Origin of the sequence: Streptomyces sp. NBC_00239 (genome assembly GCF_036194065.1) — a bacterium.
Classification (GTDB): domain Bacteria; phylum Actinomycetota; class Actinomycetes; order Streptomycetales; family Streptomycetaceae; genus Streptomyces.
This window is the reverse complement of sequence record NZ_CP108095.1, coordinates 2,319,222-2,338,390: the sequence shown is the minus strand read 5'-3', so window position 1 is coordinate 2,338,390 and position 19,169 is coordinate 2,319,222. Positions and strand designations below refer to the sequence as shown.

Sequence of the window (19,169 nt, the reverse complement as noted above, 5' to 3'; positions counted from 1 at the left end):
ACACCATGGCAGGTGAGTTGTCGGGACGGTGGCACGGACGGTGGCTCCGCCCGGTGCGGTGGCGAGGCGGTGTCGGGGTCAGCCGGGGCGGCGCCGTATCCGGAGGCGGGCCGTGCCCGGCCCGCCGCTCAGGGCCGAGGCGACCGCGAGCGTGGCCGCCCGCTGCTCCGTCGCCGTGAGTGCGGCGGCCTGCCGGGCCGTCCGGGGCGCGGACCCGTCCGTACGGAGCTCCAGCCGGCCGCCGAGGTAGCCGCGGCCCGCTTCGGTCAGGGCGCGGGCGGCCGCGGCGCAGGCCGGCCCGGCCCGCTCCGGCTGCACGGTGACCACCGGGAGCTCGGACAGCGAGAACCGGGCGTTGACCGTCGTGCCGTGGTCCGCCCGCCCGCCGCCCGGGCGGCCCGGCCCGGGGCGGCTGGACGCGGTGCGGCCGACGCGGGTGCGGCCGCCCCCGGGCGGCAGGTGGGTGCCGCCCCGCGAGCGGCGCGCTGCGGTCATCACGGGTTTCCCGGGCCGGCGGCGGACAGCGGAGCCGGGGCCGGGGCGGCCGGCGCGGCCCCGGGCCACCACAGGTCCTCGGCGCCCAGGGAGCCGGGCGCGTACTTGCCGAGCGCGCTGATCAGCAGGCGGGCCTCCAGGGCCAGCGCCTCGGCCAGCCGGACGAGGCCGTCCTCGGGGTCCTCGTCGACGGCGATCAGCGCGGCCCGGCCCAGGCCCACGGCCCGGGCGCCCAGGGCGAGCGCGCGCACCGCACGGCCGCCCTCCCACATCCGGCCGGTCGCCAGCAGGCAGCCGCCGGGGCCGTCGGAGGCGCCGGAGCCGTGGTGCCCGGACGCGGCGATCAGGCGCAGGCAGTCGGCCAGGCCGAGCCCCACCTGGTCGAGGAACACCCGCGGCGCCCAGCCCGTACCGCCCTCCGCGCCGTCGACGGTGACGGCGTCCGCGCCGGCCCGCCAGGCCGTCGCCGCGGCCCGCGCGACATCGCGTCCGGGGTGGAACTTCACCCACGTGCGCGCCTTGGGGAAGTTGTTGCGCATGAAGCGGAGTTGCTGGCGGACGATCTCCTCGGTGAACGTGCCGGGGGTGGCGCAGCGCAGCCGGTGCTCGGCCGTGCCGTCCGCCGTGCCCGAGCCCAGCACGTCCCGTACGGTGAACCGCCCCGACAGCCGGTCGGCTTCGGCGCGGTCGACCACCGTCATCCCGCCCAGCCCCGGCTTGGCGCCCTGCCCGGTCTTCAACTCGAAGGCCAGCCGCCCCGATTCCAGCAGCGGTCGGGTGGCGGGGTCGCTGTAGACCAGGTTCCACACCTCCGAGTCGGCGTCCTCGGTGGACTGCTGCACCGCCACGCCGCCGACGCCGTCCGGCACGGCCTCCGTGTAGGCGCGGATCCGGGCGAGCAGCGCCGAGCGCACGCCGTCCGCGGCCGCGCGCCGGTAGCCGTGCACCGGCACCATGTTCTCGCCGATGACCATCGGGATGCCCAGCCGCGCCGCCTGCCGGCTCGCGGCCACGCCGAGATCGCCGCTGCCCGCCCGGGTGGAGCCGAACGCCGAGAGGAACAGCGGAAGTTCGCTGGCGAAGCCGCCGACCGAGGTGTGCAGTTCCACGTCGTCGTGACCCGGCTCGCGGCCCAGTTCGATCAGTTTCTCCAGCCGCCGGGGCATGAAGACCGGCGGCGCGATCCGTGCCCGGTCCAGCTCGTCGGGCACGCCGTCGCGCAGCTCTCCGTACAGCTCCTCGCCGTATCCGCCCGCGGGCGGGAACACCTCGGCCGTCCCGTTGCGGGCCCGGGCGCGCACCGCGCGCTCGGGGAAGCCCGCCGCCCGCAGCCCGGTCACGGGGACACCGCCCCGGGGAGCTTCGGGTAGGCGCTGACCTGCCACAGCGCGTCCAGGCCGGTCAGGAACCGGACCAGGCGCTGGAGGCCCATGCCGAAGCCGGCGCTGGACGGGATGCCTTCGCGGGCCAGGTCCAGGTACCAGGCGTACTTGGCGGGGTTCTCGCCGCTCTCCCGCATCCGCGTGACGATCGTCGCGTAGTCCGCCTCGCGTTCGCTGCCGCTGACCAGCTCGCCGTAGCCGCCGTGCGCGAGCAGGTCGAAGTTGCGCAGCACGCCCGGGTGTTCGGGGTCCTCGCGGTCGTAGAAGCCGCGCGAGCCCTTCGGGTAGTCGTTGACGAAGAACGGCCGGTCCGCCTCCAGGGACAGGATCCGCTCGCCCGCCCAGTCGATCTCGGCGTCCGGGCTCTGCGGATGGCCCCGGGCGATCAGCCGGGACACCGCCTCCTCGTGGGTGCAGGCGTCGAACTTCCCGGACCGCAGCTCGGCGAAGTCCAGCTCGTCCCGGCCCAGTTCGGCGAGGACGTCGGGGACGGCCGTCCAGACGTGGTCGACGATGTGGGTCAGCATGCCGGCGGCCACGTCCTGCGCGTCCTGGCGGCTCGCCCCGGCGATCTCCACGTCGATCTGGTGGAACTCGACCAGGTGCCGGCCGGTGCCGGCGGTCTCCTCGGGCTCCACGCGCACGTTCGGCGCGATGTAGAAGAGCTTGGGGAAGCCGCTCAACGAGGCCTGCTTGTACAGGATCGCGCTCGTCATCAGCTTGTACGGGTGCCCGTAGTAGTCCACGTCGAGCGCCTTGGCGCCCCGCCCGCCCGGGTCGGTGACCGGGCCGATCAGCGGCGGCAAGAGCTCGGTGAATCCCTCACCCCGCAGGAACTCCCTTGCCGCGTGAAGGGCTTCCTGCTGTACGAGCATGGCGGCGCGCAGCCGGGGCGAGCGGAGGTGCTCGCCGAGCGGCGGCGGAAGCGGGACGGCGGGCTCGGACTGTTCCATGGCTACTCCCGTTCAAGGGTCTCAGGGACGAAGGGCAAGAGGTGGCGCGGAGCGGGCGGACGGAGCGGGTGGACGGGACGGGCGGGTGGGGCGGGTGCCCGGCGTCAGTGCGTGAGGGCCGGGTCGGTGCGTGCGGCGGGCGCCGCGCCCGGCGCGGACCCGGACGACGGTTCCGGGGCGAATGCGTCGAAGCGGCTCGCGACCCCGTGGACCGCCGCGAGCAGGCCGTCCGCGGTCAGTGCGGACCGGCCGCCGGCCACCAGGGAGGGCGCCACCGGCATCGCGCCCGCGTCCGACCAGCGCAGCCGGCCGCGGGAGTCCACGAAGCTGCGGGAGCGGCCCGCGTTGTCGGGGTGCAGGCAGAACGGGACGTCGAGGTAGCCGCGCGCGAACGCGGTCCGCAGCGCCCGCCCGGTGTCCGCACCGATGTCCAGCACCGCCTCCACGAACGCCCGGGCCTCGGCGTACACCTCGCTGTCCTCGTCCGCCCGCGCGGTCGGCGGATGCTCCGTCAGAACGGCGGTGGAGGCGGCGGTTTCGAGTGCGCGGACGTTCTCGTCGACGGTCGGGATCCGGTGGGCCTCCGCCGCGGTCTTCACGATCAGGCGGTGCGCGCCGGCCCGTACGGCCAGCTGAGCGGACGCCTCCAGCAGCCGGACCGCCCCGTGCTCGGTGCGCGGGTACACCCCCATGTACGTGTAGAGCACCACGTGCCGGTCCACCTCGGGCGGCAGGAACTCGGCGGCCAGCCGGCGCAGCGCGCGCACGGCCTCCTCGTCCTGGCCGGGGTCGGTCTGCTGGGCGTAACTCAGCGAGACGCTGCGGATGCCGTGTTGGGCGAAGAACATCCCCTCCAGCAGGCTGATCGCCACCAGCAGCCCGGGCGGGCACAGTTGGCCGAGCATGCAGCCGCCGAAGCTCTCCAGGTGCGGGACCCGGGGGGCGGGTACCAGGGCGGCGAGCAGTTCGCAGCCGCGGGCCCAGTTGTCCACCGACTCGCCGAGCGGGGTGCGTCCGTACGGGAGGCAGTACGAGACCGGTCCGCCCTCGGTGGCGTCGAGGCCCGCGGCGGTCAGCGCACGGATGATCGCCTCGGGGCGGGACGAGCCGTGCCGGACCTGGACCGGGAAGGTCTCGTCCAGCACTCCGTCGAGGAGGCCGCGGGTCCGGTCGGTGGGGTGCGTGGCGATCGGGTAGCCGTTGAGCGGCACGCCCTCGGCGAGGGAGGCGCGGGCGGCGGCCACGTCACCGACGCGGGTGTAACTATCGATGGTGAGGGTGCCCACGGTGGTGGCCGCGGCCGCCTTGGTCCGCTCCAGGCCGGTCCGCATCAGCCGCGGGTCGCAGAAACCCATCCGGGGCTGGACGACGAGCCGGCCGGCGGCGGCCGCCTCCGCGACGAAGGCGCCGAACGACGGTACGGGGGCGGCGTCGTGGGGGTCCGGGGCAGCCCCGGCCGCTGCCCGGGCGGGCGGGGTGAGCGTGGAACCGGTCATGCCGTGGCCCGATCGGACAAGGCCTCGATGTCGGCGACGAAGGTGCGCAGCGCGTTCACGGCGCCGTCGTCGAACACGGCGTCGCAGCCCGCCTCGCGCAACTGCTCCGCCCGCTCGGGGTCCTGCGTCCCGGCGACGCCGAGCTTCCCGCCGATGACGACGGGGACGCCGCCCAGACCGGGCTCGGCGCGCAGCCGCCGTACCGCGGAGAGGCCGTCGCGATAGCCGTGGCCGTTGACACTGCTGATGACCACGAGGCCGGGCGCATGCTGGTGGCAGGCCGACGCGAGGAGGTCGTCCGTGACACACGGGCCGAGGTTGACGACCCGGTGCCCGAGCTCTTCGAGAAAGAGCTGCAGATAGACCAGATTCCAGGTGTGGGAATCGGATGCCGTGCCGGTCAGCAGAATCTTCATGGCTCGAAAGTAATTGCGGTACGCACGCGAGAGGGGAAGTTGCGGCGGCAGAATGAGGGAAGTCGGTGGTGCTCGGCACGGATGTGCCGCGTGGACGGAAGGAGCAGGTGGGAGCGGTCGGGGCAGGTGGAGGCGGTCGGGTCGCGGCGGTCGGGACACGGCGAAAGGGCCGTGTTTCGCAGAATTCTGCGAAACACGGCCCGGGCGCGTGATGTGTCACCGATTCGAATCTCGGGCGGCATACCGGAAAGCCGGAACCTTCGGAACCGTTCAGGGATTTTTCAGGGATTTTTCAGGGGACCGTTCGCCGGGTGCTCCGGGGAGTCGTGGATCCGGCGGGCGAGCAGGGCCGGGGTGGGTGCCAGGAACAGGTCGCGGATGCGGACCTCGACCCCCAGCAGGGCGCGGATCCGGTTCGTGAGCCGCACGCCCGACATCGAGCGCCCGCCGATGGAGAAGAAGTCCTCGTCGGGACCGACGACCCGTTCGATCCCGAGCGCCACCGCGAACAGCTCCTGGAGCAGCTCCTGATGGGGCGCGACCCGGTCCCCCGACGCCGCAGCCCCCACCGCCGGCCCGGTGCACGTCGTACGGTCCGACCCGGGCGCAGGAGCCTGCCGGTCGGGATCCGTCGCGATCCGGGCGCCGATCCGCTCCGGGACGGGCGGTCCGGGCCGAACCGACGGTCCGCGGTCGAGGAGCTCTGGCTCGGGTGCGGGCATCGTGGGAACCTCCAGGCGGGGGCGCGAGGGTGCGGACTGCGGATTCGGGGGGACGGTGGTGTCCGTTCCGCTCGCCTCCGTGCCCTCAGGCTAGGCGCGGGCCCCGGCCGCGGCGGGCAGTCCGCGCGGCAGAATGCGGGCGCGTACTGCCGCCTGCGACCACCTCTCTTCCGGTGCGGGGCGCAGAGCCGGGCCGCACCGGAAGCTTCCGCGGTCAGGCCGTCGTCACGTGCACCGGCGCACGCGCGAGCAGGTGCCGGCACTGCGCCGACGCCCCCATGACGTCCGTACGCCACTCCCCGTCGGAGCGGGCCAGCAGCAGGAGCCGCACCCGGTGGCGGGTGGTGCTCAGGTGCTCGACGAGCCGACGGACCACCTGCGGGCGCGTGTCGGCGTCGTCGACGACCAGCAGCAGCCAGTGGTGGGTGTCCAGCGTGCTCAGGTCCGGCCCGTCCTCGTGCGCGAAGCCCGGCCGTGCCGCGGCCGGAGCACCGGGGCCGCCGGGCGGCGCCGCCGGAACGTCCCGCAGGTCCGGGCGGAGGCGGCCGGTCACCCAGCCGGTCCGGCGCAGCATCCCGGCCAGTTGCCGGGCCGGCCGGGACGTGCCCCGGCCGCCGGGACCCGTCAGTACGTGCACGGCGAACGGCGCCGGGTCCGCGCACCACGCGGCCAGCACGCGCAGCTCCTCGTGCCGGCCGCGGAAGCCGACGGCTTCGGCCTCCGCGCCCGGCGGCATCGCGGGGGAGCGCAGGTCGTCGTCCCACTCGGCGGGTGACAGCAGCCGGGCCGGTTCGGCGGGCTCGACCCACGGCTCCCGGCCGGTGTGCGCGCCGACGTGCGCGCGGAATTCCGGGTCGGCCAGCAGCACGGCCGCGGGGGTGGCGGTGAGCCGGGTGCCGCCGCCCGCCTGCCGGTCCCGCCGGACCACCCCGCACAGCAGGTCGCCGGCGAGCACCGCGGCCCCGGACATGCCCGACCACAGGGTGCCTCCGGCCGGCAGCGGCAGCTGCCCGGGGACCGGCGCGTCCGCCCCGACCAGTTCGTAGCGGCCCGCGAGCGAGCCCGCGCCGGGCCGGAGCGTGACCTCCACCTGCTCGTCCTGCGGCCCGCCGGCCTCGGCTTCGCGCCGCACGCGCGGGAAGCCGTGGGTCGTCACGGACAGTGGCCGGGGCCCGATCATCGCGCCCCAGCGCTGCGGCGTACGGGCCCGTAGGCCCGCCAGTGACTCGGGCGGCAGCCACCCGCGCTCCTCGGACACTTCCAGCAGGGCGGTATCGGTCCGCGCGTCCCGCCGGTACCAGCGCACGACGGCGGGGAAGCGCTCCGGGCCGCGGCCCGGCAGGCACACCGACACCGTGCCCGGCCCCGCGACGACATGACCGGCCGTCAGCACGAGCCGCGGCGCGATCAGATATCCGGAGCCGAAGCCCGTGCCGTCGCCTCCCGTTCGGTGCAGCCGCACCTGCACCCGGCGGTCCAGGTCCACCGCCTACTCCTCGTCGCCCACGTCCACGGACCCGGCGGATCCGGCGCCCGGTCCGGGCGTGCCTGATCCCCCGGCCCACGCGGTCGCGTCCGAGCCGCCGGCCGCGTCCGTCGCGGCGAACGCAACGGCCCGGTGGGCCGGGTCCGTCCGGCGCGGCGCCGGCCGGACCGTGTCCTCGTGCGCGGCGTGGTCGGCGAGCCCGCTCGTCCCGCCCGGGCGACCCGCGCCGAACCGCGGCCCGCCGCCTGCCGTCCCGTCCGCATCCGTCATCCGGCCCCCTCGTGCCCCGTGCGCGCTCGTTCCCACTTGTTGCCGCTCGTTCCCGCTCGTTCCCGCGTGGATCGCGCGTCGTCCGGCATCCTCACCGAATCGAACGATCCCATGCGGCACCGGCAACGGCCGCGCGTTTCCCCAACCTCCCCGCACGGCGGCTCGGGCTCGGGCACAGGCCGCGGCCCGTGCCACGGTACGCGGCGAGGTGCGGGGCCCGGCGTCCCGGGTCAGGCGGGATCCGGAAGAGACGGCCCGGCCGGGGGAGAGTCCCGGGTCAGGCGGGGTCCGGAAGAAACGGCCGGGCTCATCCGGCCGCGGGCGCGGCGGCCGCGGGCTGGGGGGCGCACCGGCGTCCCCGGGTGGTGAGGCGTTCGGCGAGGAGCGCGGGCGTCGGGCTCTGGAAGACGTCGCGGACCGTGACCCGGGTGCCGAGGACCGTGCTGACGCGACTGGCGAGCCGGGCGGCGAGGAGTGAGCGGCCGCCGAGGTCGAAGAAGTCGTCGTCGACGGCCGGCGGCGCGGGGGCGGCCAGCAACTCCGTGAACAGTGCGCGGAGCATCTCCTCCAGCGGTGTGTGCGGAGTGCGGCCGTCGGCGGCGCCGGGCACCGGGGTGGGCAGCGCCCGTTCGTCGATCGCGCCGTTCGCGGTGAGCGGGAGGCGGTCGAGGACCGTGACGGAGTACGGGACCAGGTGGTCCGGCAGCAGGGTGCGCAGCCACGTGCGGATCTCCTGCGGCCCCGGCACCCGGGCGGCCGCGGCTCCGGACCGGGCGTCCGGTCCGGCTTCGTCCCGGCGTTCGCCTCCGCCCTCGGCCTCGCTGCCGCTGCCGTCTCCGTCTCCGTCTCCGCCTTCGGAATCGGCTCGGGCCGTGACGTGCGCGACGAGCTGCGGGATGCCGTGGCGGTCCGGGCAGGTGGTCACCGCGGCCCGGGCGATCCGCGGATGGCTGGTGAGGACGGCCTCGACGTCCGCCGGGTCGATGCTGATTCCGCGGGCCCCGATCCGCCCCCCGGCGCGGCGGGCGCCCGGGAACCTGCCCTCGGAGTCCCCGTACGCGGTGTCTCCGACGTGGTGGAGACGGGTGCCGGGGGGCGTGGGATCGAGGCGGATGCCGACGGAACGGCAAGCGGTCGGACCGGGTGCGGTGCCAGGGTCGGACGCCATGGGAGAGCTCCTTGTGTGATCACGGGGGGTGCGGGCACACGGCCGTCGCCGGGGGCGTTCCGCGCACCGCCCGGCCGGTGTCATCCAAACCCGGGTGCCCTGCCGCGGGCGGCAGTTGTTCCGGCATTACGGCAGCAGTTCAGCGCGCGGCGGCGGCCAGCGCGGTCGGGGCCACGCCGCGCGGCCCCGCCGGTCCGGCGTGCCCGGAGTGCGCGGAGTCCTCCGGGCGGTGCTCCGCCCGGAAGGCGCGGACCAGCTGAAGGACCCGGAACCGGGACCGGCCGGCCTCGTGACTGGGCCGGATCACCCCGCCGATCAGCAGGTCGCGCACCATCCGGCCGCACTCGGGCAGCCCGAGCCCGGTGAGCCCGACCACCTCGTCGAGCCCGAACTCGCCCTCGGGGGCGGCGCACAGCGCGGCCAGCAGCGCCCGGTGTCCGGAGGTCAGGCGCGCCAGTCCGCGGTGCAGCGCGTCCTGGAAGCGGCGCCCCCCGTCACCCCCGGCCAGGTGGTCCAGCAGCGGGCCGGGGTCCCGGTCCAGGGACCGGGACAGGGTGGGCAGGTCGCACACCGCGAGCCAGGAGGCCGCCGCGCCCAGCGCCATCGGATGCCCGTCCAGCCGCCGGCAGATCCGGGCAACCTCCGCCAGGTCCGCGGCCGACGGCGCGAACTCCGGCCGCACCCGCCGCACATGGTCCAGGAACAGACGTACGGAGGCCGACCCGGCCACGCCGGCCGCGTCGGGTCTGTCGCCGGACACGGGCTCGGCCGCGGCCGGAACCTCCAGGGGCGCCAGGAGGAAGGGCCGTTCACCCGGCACCTGCCACGGCTGCTCGGAGGTGACCAGCAGCCGCAGCCCCGGGCAGTCCCGCATCAGCCGGGTCAGCCGGTCGAACCGCGGCGCCCGCTCCGGAGCCCCGTCCAGCACCAGCAACACGGCACGGTCACCCAGGAGTTCGGCCAGCTCCGACGCCCCGTCGGACGGCCCGGACTCGAAGAGGTGCACCACCCCGGCCCGTACGATCTGCTGCCCGGGGCCGGTGTCCGCGGCGAGATAGTCGCGGGCCGCCCCCGGGAAGGCGTGCCACAGCACCGACAGCAGTCCCGCCGCGTGCAGCCGGTTGGCCACCTCCAGGGCCAGCCGGGTCTTGCCGACCCCGCTCAGGCCCACCACGTTCACCAGCCGCTCGGCGCCGGAGGACAGCTCCCGCACCATCACCTCGGTCTCCGCCTCCCGGCCGGTCAGCCCGTGCAGAGCGGTCGGCGGCGCCGGGGACTCCGCGTCGAGGGCGGCCCCCGCCGAGCCGCCGCACCGGCCCTGCTGGGCCGCGGCCTCCAGCGCGGTACGGGCCCGCGGGCCCAGCCGCAGTGCGTCGGCGATCAGCCTGACCGTGTCGGTCCGCGGGCGGCGGGCCTTGCCCTGCTCCAGGTCGCGGATGGCGCGCACACTGATCGTGGACAGGTCGGCCAGCTCCCGCTGAGTGAGGCCGATGCGCAGCCGGTGGCCCCGTATGAGTGTCCCGACCTGCGAGGTTTCGGGTGCCGCGGAGGGGTCCGCGGCCGGTGCGGTGGCCGGGCTGATGGTGCTCATATGCGCTCCCGCGAGTCGTGGTGGGGAACCCGTGGCCAGGTGCAGGCCGACGCCCCTCCTTCGTGGGGTGGCCGCGGCCCGGTTCCTGTTCCCATCGTCCGAACCGCGCTATCGGCGGGGCATCACCCGACCAATGGCCACGGGTTGACGGGGCGCCTGCCGCTATCTCCGATCCGCTGTCTCCGCCCGGCGTCGGCGGCCCGCCTATCCGCACATGCCAAAACCGGTTCGGGCGGTGATAACCCGGCGATAGGGGCGGAGACGGTGGGGGGATTCCCGGACTTCCTAGCGTGGTGCCCACAGAGAACGAAGCGCACCACACAGCCGAAGGGACCCACCCCGATGAGCCTGACCAAGGCCTTCCGCACCGCTCTGCTGACCGTCGCCGTCGCCGGCGCCGCCGTGCTCGGGACCCAGGCCGCCCAGGCCGACGACACCACGACCCCCGCCGGCCCGCCGCAGGTCACCCGCAACGCCCCGCTGGAATCCGGCTCCGAGCAGCAGGCCACCCCCGCCCCCAGCCCCACCGCGAGCCACGCCAACGACCCCTGGGACTGATCCCCGGCACCACCGGCTCCCGGACCACCGGTTCGCGGCGCCAACGGCCCCGGCACCACCGGCCCCGGCACGCTGCACAACCGGCTCCCGCCGGTCCGCGGCGCCAACGGACCCGGCATCACCAGCCCCCTGCCCCCAGCCCCCAGCACCAACGCCCGCGCCCCGCGGGAACGCGCCCGTCAGCGCCCGAGGAGAAGCCGGGCCTCGCGCAGTTCCGGCGCCATGTTGCGGTCGCGGAACGCCTGGGCCGCGTGTTCCAGCAGATCGCGGGAGCGCCCCGCCTCGCCCGTGCGGGCCAGCAGCCGCGCCAGGTCCAGCCGGACCAGCGCCGCCCCGCCCTGATCCATGATCTGTTCGCGCACCGACAGCGCCCGGTCGTAGCACTCCCGCGCCTGTTCGTCGCGGCCCGTGGCCGCCAGCGCCTGGCCGAGGTCCCGCAGCAGGTGCCCCTCGCCGATCACGTCGCCCCGGCGCCGGCACAGTTCCAGCACCTCGGTGAAGGTGAGCACCGCCCGCTCGTGCTCCCCCTGCAACTGGAGCAACTGGCCGACCCGGCGCAGCGTACGGGCCTGCCCGCCCGTGTAGCCCACCGACCGGTAGATCCCCAGCGCCTCGTCCAGCTGGCCCTGAGCGGTCGAGCCCTGCCCGCGCCGCATCCAGATGTGCGAACTGTGCGTCAGCACGTTCGCCCGGCCCACCGCGTCACCGGCCAGGTCGAAGTCCGCCAGCGCCAGCCCGTACAGGCCCAGCGCCCGGTCGTCGTCGCCGCGCAGCCGCTCCAGCAGCGCCAGGTCCCGGCGGCACAGCGCGCGCCCGTGCGGATCGCCGAGCTCCGAGAACAGGCCCAGCGCCGTGCCGAGCGCCGCCCGCGCCTCGTCGTGCTGGCTGCGGCTGAGGTGCAGCGACCCCATCGAGCTCAACAGGGCTGCGGTACCGCGGGTGTTGCCGGCCAGCCGTACCGCGGTCAGGGCCTGCTGGTGGGTCTGTTCCCACTGGTCGTGATAGCCGCGCACCTCGAACAGCGTGACCAGCGTCGTCGCCAGGTCCCAGCACAGTTCGTGCATCCCCTCGCGGGCCGCGTGCGCCACCGCCTGGCACAGGTTGGCCTGTTCGCTGTCCAGCCACTCCAGCGGATCGATGAGGAGCTCGTCGACCACCATCCGCGGCGGCTCCCAGCGCGGCGCCCGGCCGTGCAGGACCGTGAAGTCCCCGCCGTAGATCCGCCGGTGGGCGTGCTCGGCCAGCGCCATCCAGCCGCCCATCATCCGTCCGAGCGCCGCCGACTGCACGGCCGGGTCGTCGTGCGCGGCCAACTGCTCCCGCGCGAACACCCGGATGATCTCGTGGAAGCGGTACCGGAACCCTCCGGTGGACTCGACCCCGACCACGTCCAGCATCTGTACGTCGACCAGCGGCTCCAAGAGGTCCGAGGGGAAGGGCCGTTCGTCGTCGAGCAGGGCGCCCGCCAGCCAGCCGGGCAGCGTCGGCCCCTGCGCGAGGCTCAGCAGGCGCAGCAGCCGCCGCTCCGCCGCCCCGAGCCCGTCATGGGTCAGCGACAGGCTCGCCCGCATCGTCATCTCGCCGTGCGTCAGCTCGTCGAGGCGGTGCCGCTCGTTGGCCAGCCGGTGCACCATCGACGCCAGCGACCAGTGCGGGCGCGCCGCCAGCCGGGCGGCCACGATCCGCAGCGCGAGAGGCAGGCCGCCCACGGTCCGGATCAGCGCCTCGGCCGCGACCGCCTCGCGCTCCACCCGGTCCGGGCCGATCACCCGGACCAGCAGTTCCAGGGCGCGCTCGGTGTCCAGGACGTCGAGTTCCACCCGGTGCGCGCCGGGCAGTCCGGTCATCCGCACCCGGCTCGTCACCAGGACCGCGCAGCTGCGGCTGCCGGGCAGCAGCGGCCGTACCTGGCTCTCCGAGGCCGCGTCGTCGAGCACCACCAGCACCCTGCGGGAGGCGAGCAGGGTGCGGTACATCTCGGCCCGCTCGTCCAGGCTGTCCGGGATCACCGGGCCGGGGATGCCGAGTGCGCGCAGGAAGCGGCCGAGCACCTCCGACGCGGTCGCCGGGGCGGGCGTGGTGCCGCGCAGGTCGCAGTACAACTGCCCGTCGGGGAAGGCGCTGTCGCTGAGCAGGTGCGCGATGTGGGTGGCGAGGGTGGACTTTCCGGTGCCGGGTTTGCCGACGATCACGGCCACCCCCACCGCACGCCGGGCCTCGTCGCCGAGCAACGCCCGCTCGATGACGGCGATCTGCTCCTCGTCGCCCACGAAATCGGCAGTGTCGGCGGGGAGTTGGCGTGGCGTCTCCTCCCGGTAGCCGGGGCCGCCCTCGGGCTCGGCGGCGCCACCGGCGCCGGGGTGCTCGATGCCGGCCGCCGCACCCGCGGGTGCTCCCGTCCCGACGGCGAGGTATCCCGCGAATCCCCCTGCCGAGGGCCACGCGCCGCCGCCGACGGCCGCCGGCGCGCCACCGTCACCGGAATCCGCCGTGCCGCCCGGGAACTCGGCGCCGGTCCCGCCTCCGCCGGCCTTGGCCTCGTCTGTCGTGGCCCGGGCCCCGGCTCCCGTACGTTCCGGCCCGGCGCTACCGCCCGCAGGACCGGCCCCGGTCGCGGGCCCGGCCGTCGTACTCGTTCCGCCCCCCGCCGGTCGGGCGGGGGTCCGGCCCGCCGTCGCCGTCGAGCCCGTCTCCCGGGGCCCCGCGTGCAGGGGCGCCTCGCCCGACAGGATCGCCGACTCCAGCCGGCGCAGCTCCTCGCCCGGTTCGAGACCGAGCTCTTCCACCAGGAGCTCGCGGCCGGCCCGGTAGGACTCCAGTGCCTCGGCCTGCCGTCCCGAGCGGTAGAGGGCCAGCATCAGCTGCCCGCGCAGCCGCTCGCGCAGGGCGTGTTCGCGCACCAGGAGTTGTATCTCGCCCACGAGTTGGTGGTGCCGGCCGAGGTCCAGCTCCAGCTGGATCCGCGTCTCGATGGCTGTCAGCCGCTCCTCGTCCAGCTGGAGTGCCTTGCTGCGCAGGGTTTCGCCGGTGACTCCACCCAGGCAGTCGCCTTGCCACAACGCCTCGGCGGCACGCAGCTGTTCGACGGCGTCGGCCGGGCGGCCCGCCTTGCCGAGCGCCCGCGCCTCGGCGACCTGCCGGGCGAACAGGGTCGAATCCACGCTGTCCGCACCGGTGGTGAGCACGTAGCCGGGCGGCCGGGTGGTGATGGCGGTGTCGAGCCGGGCCCCGGCGAAGAGTTTGCGCAGCCGCGACACGCAGATCTGCACCTGGGTGCGGGCGGTGTCCGGCGGCTCGTCGTCCCAGATGAGGTCGACGAGGTGGTCGGTGCTGACCACCCGGTTCGCCTCCAACAGCAGGGCGGCCAGGATCACTTCCTGGCGTCCGGGCGGCACCCGGACCGGGCCGAGGGGGCCCGCGACCTGTAACGGTCCGAGGATGCGGAAAACGGGGAGGGCGGGGGTGTGGCGTACCCCGCCGTTGGAATCGGGCATGCGTCTCCCAGCTCGGGGCCCGGCACTCGGAGAGAAAGATCGGCTTTGCGGCGTCGTGACAGTCTCGGGGAATGCAGGGTTCTTGTCCATGGTGTGGATATTCCGTGGTGGTCCCCGGTGGTGATAGCTCAGCGATAGTTCGGGGTTGCGACGGCGGAGCACAGTGGCCGAGGTCGTACGAAAGGACACGGACCGGTGAGCAGTGAAGGCAGCGACGGCAGTCAGAAGTACGGGGACGAGGAGTGCAGGCGCACCCTGGGGGGCATGGTGACCGCGGCCGGGGTCGACCACGTCCGGCTCGCCTACCACTATCTCGATGCCGGGGACCTGGAGGGGTACGGCTCGCTCCTCGACGAGGACGTGGAACTGAACCGTCCGGATGTGCCCGCGGCACACGGCCGGGACGAGGTGATCAGGGTGCACGAGGAGGGCGTCGTGCCGGGTGCCCGGCACGCCATCGACCGCATCGTCTCCCAGGGCGACAGCGTGGTGGCGATGGGCCGGGTCGACGGGATCGGCTTCGTGGACGTGTTCACGCTCTCGCCCGACGCCATGCTGCGCGGCTGTCGCCGCTACTACCACGTGGCCCCCTGAGCGACGCCGCACCCGTACGCGGCCCGGACTCCGCGCGGCGCCGGGAGCACGCGTCCCCGGCCCCGCCGGCGCCCGGGGGTTGCGCCCCCGGGCGCCGGCGGGGCGGGGAGGTCAGGAGGCGGGGCCGTTCCAGTCGGCGGGGACCCGGCCGAGCCGGACCCGCTGCGGGTGGTCGCCGACCGGCACCGAGACGGTGGCCCGCCCGGTCGCGAAGTCGATGGCGGTGACCCGGTCGGCGCCGCTCTCCGAGATCACGCAGGCGGTGCCGTCGCCGCTGACCGTCGCCCAGTAGGGCTTCGAGGCGGGCACCAGCGGGCCCTCGAACAGGGTGGCCCGGTCGACGATGGTCGCGTAGTCGTCCATGGTGCCGGCGACGCAGAGCCGGCTGCCGTCGGGGCTGATCGACAGCCCGTGGTGGCGGGAGTCGTTGACCCACGTGGTGCGGTCGGGGTTGGTGGCGGGGTTGGCGGGCAGGGTGCGGACCTGCGTGATCCGGTCGGCGGCCACGTCGTACTCGACCAGCCCGTTGAAGAAGGAGACCTGGAAGTACAGCTTCGAGCCGTCGGGCGTGAAGGACACCGGGCGCACGGCGTCCGAGAGGTCGGGCCGGCCGAAGGCGTCGAGGCGGGCGCGCATGTCGATCACCTTCACCTGGCGGAAGGTCGTCGTGTCGACGACGGTGATCCGCCGGTCGCCCTTCGTCCAGTCCAGCCACGGCGCGTCGAGGGCGCTGGTCACATCGCCGATGGCCATGTTCCACAGGTAGCGGCCGCCGTCGGTGAAGACGTTCTCGTGGGGCTTGTCGCCGGTGCCGAACGAGCCCGCCGCGCGGCCGGTCGCGATGTCCAGGACGTGCACGGTGTTGGAGGTCGAGGCGGAGACCGCGACCCGGGTGCCGTCGGGGGACACGGCCATGTGGTCGGCGCGGTAACCGGAGACGGGGAAGCGCCAGTTGATCCGGCCGGTGGCGAGGTCGATCGAGACGACGTCGGCGAAGCTCGGGCGCGAGACCACGACCGCCGTGCCGTCCGGTGTGGCGTACATGTCGTCCACGTACTGGTCGTGGCCTTCGCCGGCGGTGCCGCGGACGCCGAGGAAGTAGGCGAGCTTCACGGGGTTGAGGTAGATCTCGCGCAGTCGTTCCGCTTTGTCGGGTATCACGTTGATCCGGCCGATCTTGGCCAGGTCGCCGCGGGAGGCGAGGACGTCCGCCGTGCCGTCCCAGTTGTTGCCGACGAACAGCACCTCCCGCAGGCCGTCGGCGGCCCGCGGGCCGGCGGCGGGCCCTGCGGCGGCCGGGCCCGCGGCGGTGAGGGTCAGGGCGGCCAGCAGGGCGGCGGCCAGCGCGGCCGGCCGCCGGAGCGAGCGGCCGGGATGGCGCGGCCGGTCCGGCGCGGCCGTGGTGCGGTACGCGGTGCGGGCGGGGGTTCCGTTTCCAGCGTTCACCGTCTGCTCCTGAAGGGGAGGAAGAAGACTTACCGCGGGTAACTTAGTGGTCGAGCATGCGGTGGGCCAGCAGTGTGAGGCTGCGGATGATGCGCTGCGGCTCGAAACCCAGCTGGTGGCGCTGGAATCGGTAGACCTCCGGGGCGAGCGGTCCGAGCAGCGCGTCCGCGCAGGCGTCGGGGTCCGGACTGCCCGCGTCGAGCAGCAGCTGGCGCACGTGGGCCCGCCAGCAGCGGTAGGCGCCGGTGTCGAACCGGGCCGCCCCCGCCTCGGCGCCCAGCACCAGCGGAAGGTGACGCTCCAGCAGTTCGACGGAGGCCGTGTAGAAGGCCGCCAGCCGCTCGGCCGCCGGGGCTCCGGGTCCCAGCGGCGGCGGTCCGTAGGCCAATTGCCCCTGGAGCAGCCGCTCGTGCTCCTCCAGCAGCGCCTCGGCCACGGCGGCCGGGTCGGGGAACCGCCGGTAGAGCGTGGCACGCCCCACACCTGCGGCTTTGGCTATCTGGTCCATCGTGACCGTACGCGGATCCCGTTCGGTGAAGAGCTGCTCGGCGGCGCCGAGGATCTGGGCGCGGTTGCGTACGGCGTCGGCGCGCTGCCGGCGGCGGGGAGCGTGCCGGCCGGCCGCCGGTATCTCGCTCGGCAGCCGCAGCTCCTCACCGTCAGTCATGGCCAAGACCTTACGTCGAGCGAGCGGAACGGGTTCTGCCGTCTCGACGCCGGGAAGGGGCCCGTGCGGGCGGGAAGGGCTCGTGTCGGTGTTGGGCTGAACGGGTGAAACGCGAGAGGATGGCGGGATGCACATGAAGCGTGGGGCCGAGGTGGGCCGGTGAGCAGGTACGACGTCACCGACGAACAGTGGGAGGGGCTTGCCCAGGTGGTGCCCCTGCGCAGCCGCAACGAATGGCCGTCGAGGGTCGACCACCGCACCATTCCCGGGCCTTCGGCCGACCTCGCGGCGCAGCAGCGGCGGTTCGTCGTGCTGCGCGTCCAGGTCTTCGCGGACGCGCGGGAAGTGGCGGAGTACCTGGTCGCGCAGATCCCGGTACTGCTCGACCTGACCGGCGCCGACACCGAGGTCGCGAAGCGGATCCTGGACTTCAGCAGCGGCGTGGTCTTCGGGCTCGGCAGCGGGATGCACCGCGTCGACCGCAACGTCTTCCTGCTGGCGCCGGTCGGCACCGAGGTCGAGGGGATCGCCGCCGCGGCCGTCCCACGGTCGTAGGAAGGGATCGCCGCCGCGGCCGTCCCCCGATCGTAGGAAGGCGGCGCGGACGGAACGGTTCGCCGCGGCGGGGGGTGCGTAGCGTCCGGCTCATGGACGCCCTCCACCCCGCCGCGCCCGCCCCCGCCGCGCGCCCCGCCCCCGCCACCCTCCCCCTGCCCGCCGCCCCGGGACCCGGGCCCGCCCCGGCGCGGCCGCCTGCCCACGGCCGCGCCGCCGCCGCTCCGGCCGCCGGACCCGCCCCGGTGCAGCCCCGCACCCACAGCCGCACCGCCGACCCGGCGCCGGTCGTCCCCGTCCGGTCCGGACGGGCCCCGGCGCCGGCCCGTCCCGCCGTCACCGAACTGCGGCTCTCCTCCTTCAAGTCGCACCGCGGCGCCGCGTTCGCGCTGGCCCCGGTCACCCTCTTCACGGGCCCCAGCGGCAGCGGCAAGTCGCACGTACTGGAGGCCTACGAGGCCCTCGCCCGCCTCGGCTCCGGCGCCGCCCTCGGCGAGGTCTTCCCCGACCCGGTGGGCTGCGTCCCGGAACGCGCCGGCGCCGACGCCCAGGGCCGGCGCGGCTTCCGGATCGGCTGCACCGTCGACGGCCCGGCCGGCCCCGTCAGCCTCGACCTCGCCGTCCAGGCCGAGCCCGAGCTGCGGATCGTGGGCGAGCGGCTGACCGCCGGCGGCCAGACCCTGCTCACCACCGCCCTGCGCGACCCCGGCCGCCGGTCCGTCCAGGCGGCCTGGTTCACCGGCGGCGCCATCGGAGTGACCCGGGCCCCGCTGCCCGACGACCGGCTGGGCACCGCCCTGCTCCCGCTGCGGGTCGCCGGCAGCACGGCCGGCCAGCGGCAGGTGCTGGAGGCGGCGGAGCAACTCGTGGTCGCGCTCCGCTCGGTGTTCGCCTGCGACCCCCAGCCGCGGCGGATGCGCGAGCCGGTGCCCGCCGGCACCGGCCGGCTCCGCGGCGGCTGCGACAACCTCGCCGAAGTGCTCCGCCGCACCCGCCACGAGTGCGGCACCCGGCACGCCGTCCTGGTCGAAGCGGCCCGGGCGGGCTGCGCCGGCCCCGTCGAGGGCCTCGTCGCGCAGGCCCTGCCCGACGGCCGGATCCGCGCGCTGCTGGACCGCGGTACCGAGGCCGGCAACCCGGCCGGCACCCCGCTGGGCCGGCTCGCCGACGGCGAACTCCGTTTCCTCGCCCTCGCCCTGGTGCTGCTCACCGGCCCCGGCGTGCTGGCCGTGGACCCGGCGGCGGAACTGCTGCCCGCCCGGCAGGCGCTCACCGTGCTGGCCGACGGTCTCGACCGCGGGCTCGACGCCCGGCAGAGCGCCGAACTGCTCCGGCTGGCCCTGATCTGCGGCGACCGCGGTCACATCCGGCTGGTCGGCGCCGTGGGGGAGGCGGCCGCCGGACCGGCCCGCGGGGTCGCCGGAGTGTCGGTGGTAGACCTGGTGCGGTGAGTGAATCCGAGAAGCAGCAGCCCTCCCTCGACGCCCTGCAGCGCCGGCTCGCCGAGTTCGCGGCCGCCCGGGCCTGGCAGCAGTACCACACGCCGAAGAACCTGGCGGTCGCGCTGAGCGTGGAGGCCTCCGAACTGGTCGAGATCTTCCAGTGGCTGACGCCCGAGCAGTCCGCGCGGATCATGGAGGACCCGCGGTCCGCGCACCGGGTGACCGACGAGGTGGCCGATGTGCTGGCCTATCTCCTGCAGTTCTGCGAGGTGCTCGGGGTGGACCTGCTGGCGGCGCTCGCCGCGAAGATCGAACGGAACGAGGCCAGGTTCCCCGTCGCGGGAGCGGCGCCGGGAGCGGCCCGGGAAACGGTCTCGGACACCGAAAAGGGGCATGATCGTCACTCTTCGGAGTGATGGGCCCGTCCACAACCG

18 protein-coding genes are annotated in these 19,169 nt (G+C 75.2%); 5 read left to right on the top strand and 13 right to left on the bottom strand.

The window, feature by feature from the left end; genetic code table 11:
* Nucleotides 1–78 precede the first annotated feature (78 nt).
* The 10 genes from OG764_RS10275 to OG764_RS10230 form a co-directional block, all read right to left on the bottom strand.
* Entirely contained in the window at nucleotides 79–495 is a 417-nt protein-coding gene (locus tag OG764_RS10275; protein WP_328968117.1) for a hypothetical protein, read from the bottom strand.
* Entirely contained in the window at nucleotides 495–1,835 is a 1,341-nt protein-coding gene (locus OG764_RS10270) for a glutamate synthase-related protein (protein WP_328968116.1), read from the bottom strand. Before OG764_RS10270 ends, OG764_RS10275 begins: the two co-directional genes overlap by 1 nt.
* Nucleotides 1,832–2,830 (bottom strand): asparagine synthetase A, encoded by a 999-nt coding sequence (locus tag OG764_RS10265; protein ID WP_328968115.1) that lies wholly within the window; start codon nucleotides 2,828–2,830, stop codon nucleotides 1,832–1,834. The genes OG764_RS10270 and OG764_RS10265 overlap by 4 nt, the downstream gene beginning before the upstream one ends.
* A 104-nt stretch (nucleotides 2,831–2,934) precedes the next feature.
* Nucleotides 2,935–4,326, bottom strand: a complete 1,392-nt coding sequence (locus tag OG764_RS10260) for a methylaspartate mutase (RefSeq protein WP_328968114.1) — start codon at nucleotides 4,324–4,326, stop codon at nucleotides 2,935–2,937.
* Entirely contained in the window at nucleotides 4,323–4,742 is a 420-nt protein-coding gene (locus OG764_RS10255) for a cobalamin B12-binding domain-containing protein (protein WP_328968113.1), read from the bottom strand. Before OG764_RS10255 ends, OG764_RS10260 begins: the two co-directional genes overlap by 4 nt.
* A gap of 281 nt (nucleotides 4,743–5,023) precedes the next feature.
* Nucleotides 5,024–5,464: an acyl carrier protein gene (locus tag OG764_RS10250; RefSeq protein WP_328968112.1), complete on the bottom strand. Its 441-nt coding sequence runs from the start codon at nucleotides 5,462–5,464 to the stop codon at nucleotides 5,024–5,026.
* A gap of 214 nt (nucleotides 5,465–5,678) precedes the next feature.
* Complete coding sequence (locus OG764_RS10245) at nucleotides 5,679–6,950, bottom strand: trypsin-like peptidase domain-containing protein (protein ID WP_328968111.1); 1,272 nt, start codon at nucleotides 6,948–6,950, stop codon at nucleotides 5,679–5,681.
* A 3-nt stretch (nucleotides 6,951–6,953) separates the two neighbouring features.
* Nucleotides 6,954–7,220, bottom strand: coding sequence for a hypothetical protein (locus OG764_RS10240; RefSeq protein WP_328968110.1), 267 nt, complete (start codon nucleotides 7,218–7,220; stop codon nucleotides 6,954–6,956).
* 307 nt (nucleotides 7,221–7,527) lie between these two features.
* Complete coding sequence (locus tag OG764_RS10235; protein WP_328968109.1) at nucleotides 7,528–8,388, bottom strand: phosphopantetheine-binding protein; 861 nt, start codon at nucleotides 8,386–8,388, stop codon at nucleotides 7,528–7,530.
* A gap of 139 nt (nucleotides 8,389–8,527) precedes the next feature.
* The gene (locus OG764_RS10230) at nucleotides 8,528–9,979 is read right to left on the bottom strand and encodes a helix-turn-helix domain-containing protein (protein ID WP_328968108.1); all 1,452 of its coding nucleotides are present in this window, start codon (nucleotides 9,977–9,979) and stop codon (nucleotides 8,528–8,530) included.
* A gap of 342 nt (nucleotides 9,980–10,321) precedes the next feature.
* Here OG764_RS10230 and OG764_RS10225 point away from each other — a divergent pair, with 342 nt between their 5' ends.
* Nucleotides 10,322–10,537: a hypothetical protein gene (locus tag OG764_RS10225; protein ID WP_328968107.1), complete on the top strand. Its 216-nt coding sequence runs from the start codon at nucleotides 10,322–10,324 to the stop codon at nucleotides 10,535–10,537.
* Between the two features lie 179 nt (nucleotides 10,538–10,716).
* On the opposite strand, the gene OG764_RS10220 is transcribed toward OG764_RS10225, so the two are convergent.
* Nucleotides 10,717–14,031: an AfsR/SARP family transcriptional regulator gene (locus tag OG764_RS10220; protein WP_328968106.1), complete on the bottom strand. Its 3,315-nt coding sequence runs from the start codon at nucleotides 14,029–14,031 to the stop codon at nucleotides 10,717–10,719.
* A 195-nt stretch (nucleotides 14,032–14,226) separates the two neighbouring features.
* Between OG764_RS10220 and OG764_RS10215 the strand changes: the two genes are divergently transcribed.
* Entirely contained in the window at nucleotides 14,227–14,625 is a 399-nt protein-coding gene (locus OG764_RS10215; RefSeq protein ID WP_328968105.1) for a nuclear transport factor 2 family protein, read from the top strand.
* A 111-nt stretch (nucleotides 14,626–14,736) separates the two neighbouring features.
* Here the strand turns inward: OG764_RS10215 and OG764_RS10210 are convergent, their stop codons facing one another.
* Together OG764_RS10210 and OG764_RS10205 are read right to left on the bottom strand one after the other, a co-directional pair.
* On the bottom strand, nucleotides 14,737–15,969 hold the full coding sequence (locus tag OG764_RS10210; protein WP_443056197.1) for a YncE family protein: 1,233 nt from the start codon (nucleotides 15,967–15,969) through the stop codon (nucleotides 14,737–14,739).
* 145 nt (nucleotides 15,970–16,114) lie between these two features.
* A complete protein-coding gene (locus OG764_RS10205) occupies nucleotides 16,115–16,738 on the bottom strand; it encodes a TetR/AcrR family transcriptional regulator (RefSeq protein ID WP_328968104.1) in 624 nt (207 codons plus the stop codon).
* A 159-nt stretch (nucleotides 16,739–16,897) separates the two neighbouring features.
* Here OG764_RS10205 and OG764_RS10200 point away from each other — a divergent pair, with 159 nt between their 5' ends.
* The 3 genes from OG764_RS10200 (at nucleotide 16,898) to OG764_RS10190 (ending at nucleotide 19,151) form a co-directional block, all read left to right on the top strand.
* The gene (locus tag OG764_RS10200) at nucleotides 16,898–17,293 is read left to right on the top strand and encodes a cell division protein SepF (RefSeq protein WP_328968103.1); all 396 of its coding nucleotides are present in this window, start codon (nucleotides 16,898–16,900) and stop codon (nucleotides 17,291–17,293) included.
* A 92-nt stretch (nucleotides 17,294–17,385) separates the two neighbouring features.
* The gene (locus OG764_RS10195) at nucleotides 17,386–18,744 is read left to right on the top strand and encodes an AAA family ATPase (RefSeq protein WP_328968102.1); all 1,359 of its coding nucleotides are present in this window, start codon (nucleotides 17,386–17,388) and stop codon (nucleotides 18,742–18,744) included.
* The gene (locus OG764_RS10190) at nucleotides 18,741–19,151 is read left to right on the top strand and encodes a nucleotide pyrophosphohydrolase (protein WP_328968101.1); all 411 of its coding nucleotides are present in this window, start codon (nucleotides 18,741–18,743) and stop codon (nucleotides 19,149–19,151) included. The genes OG764_RS10195 and OG764_RS10190 overlap by 4 nt, the downstream gene beginning before the upstream one ends.
* Nucleotides 19,152–19,169: the final 18 nt, after the last annotated feature.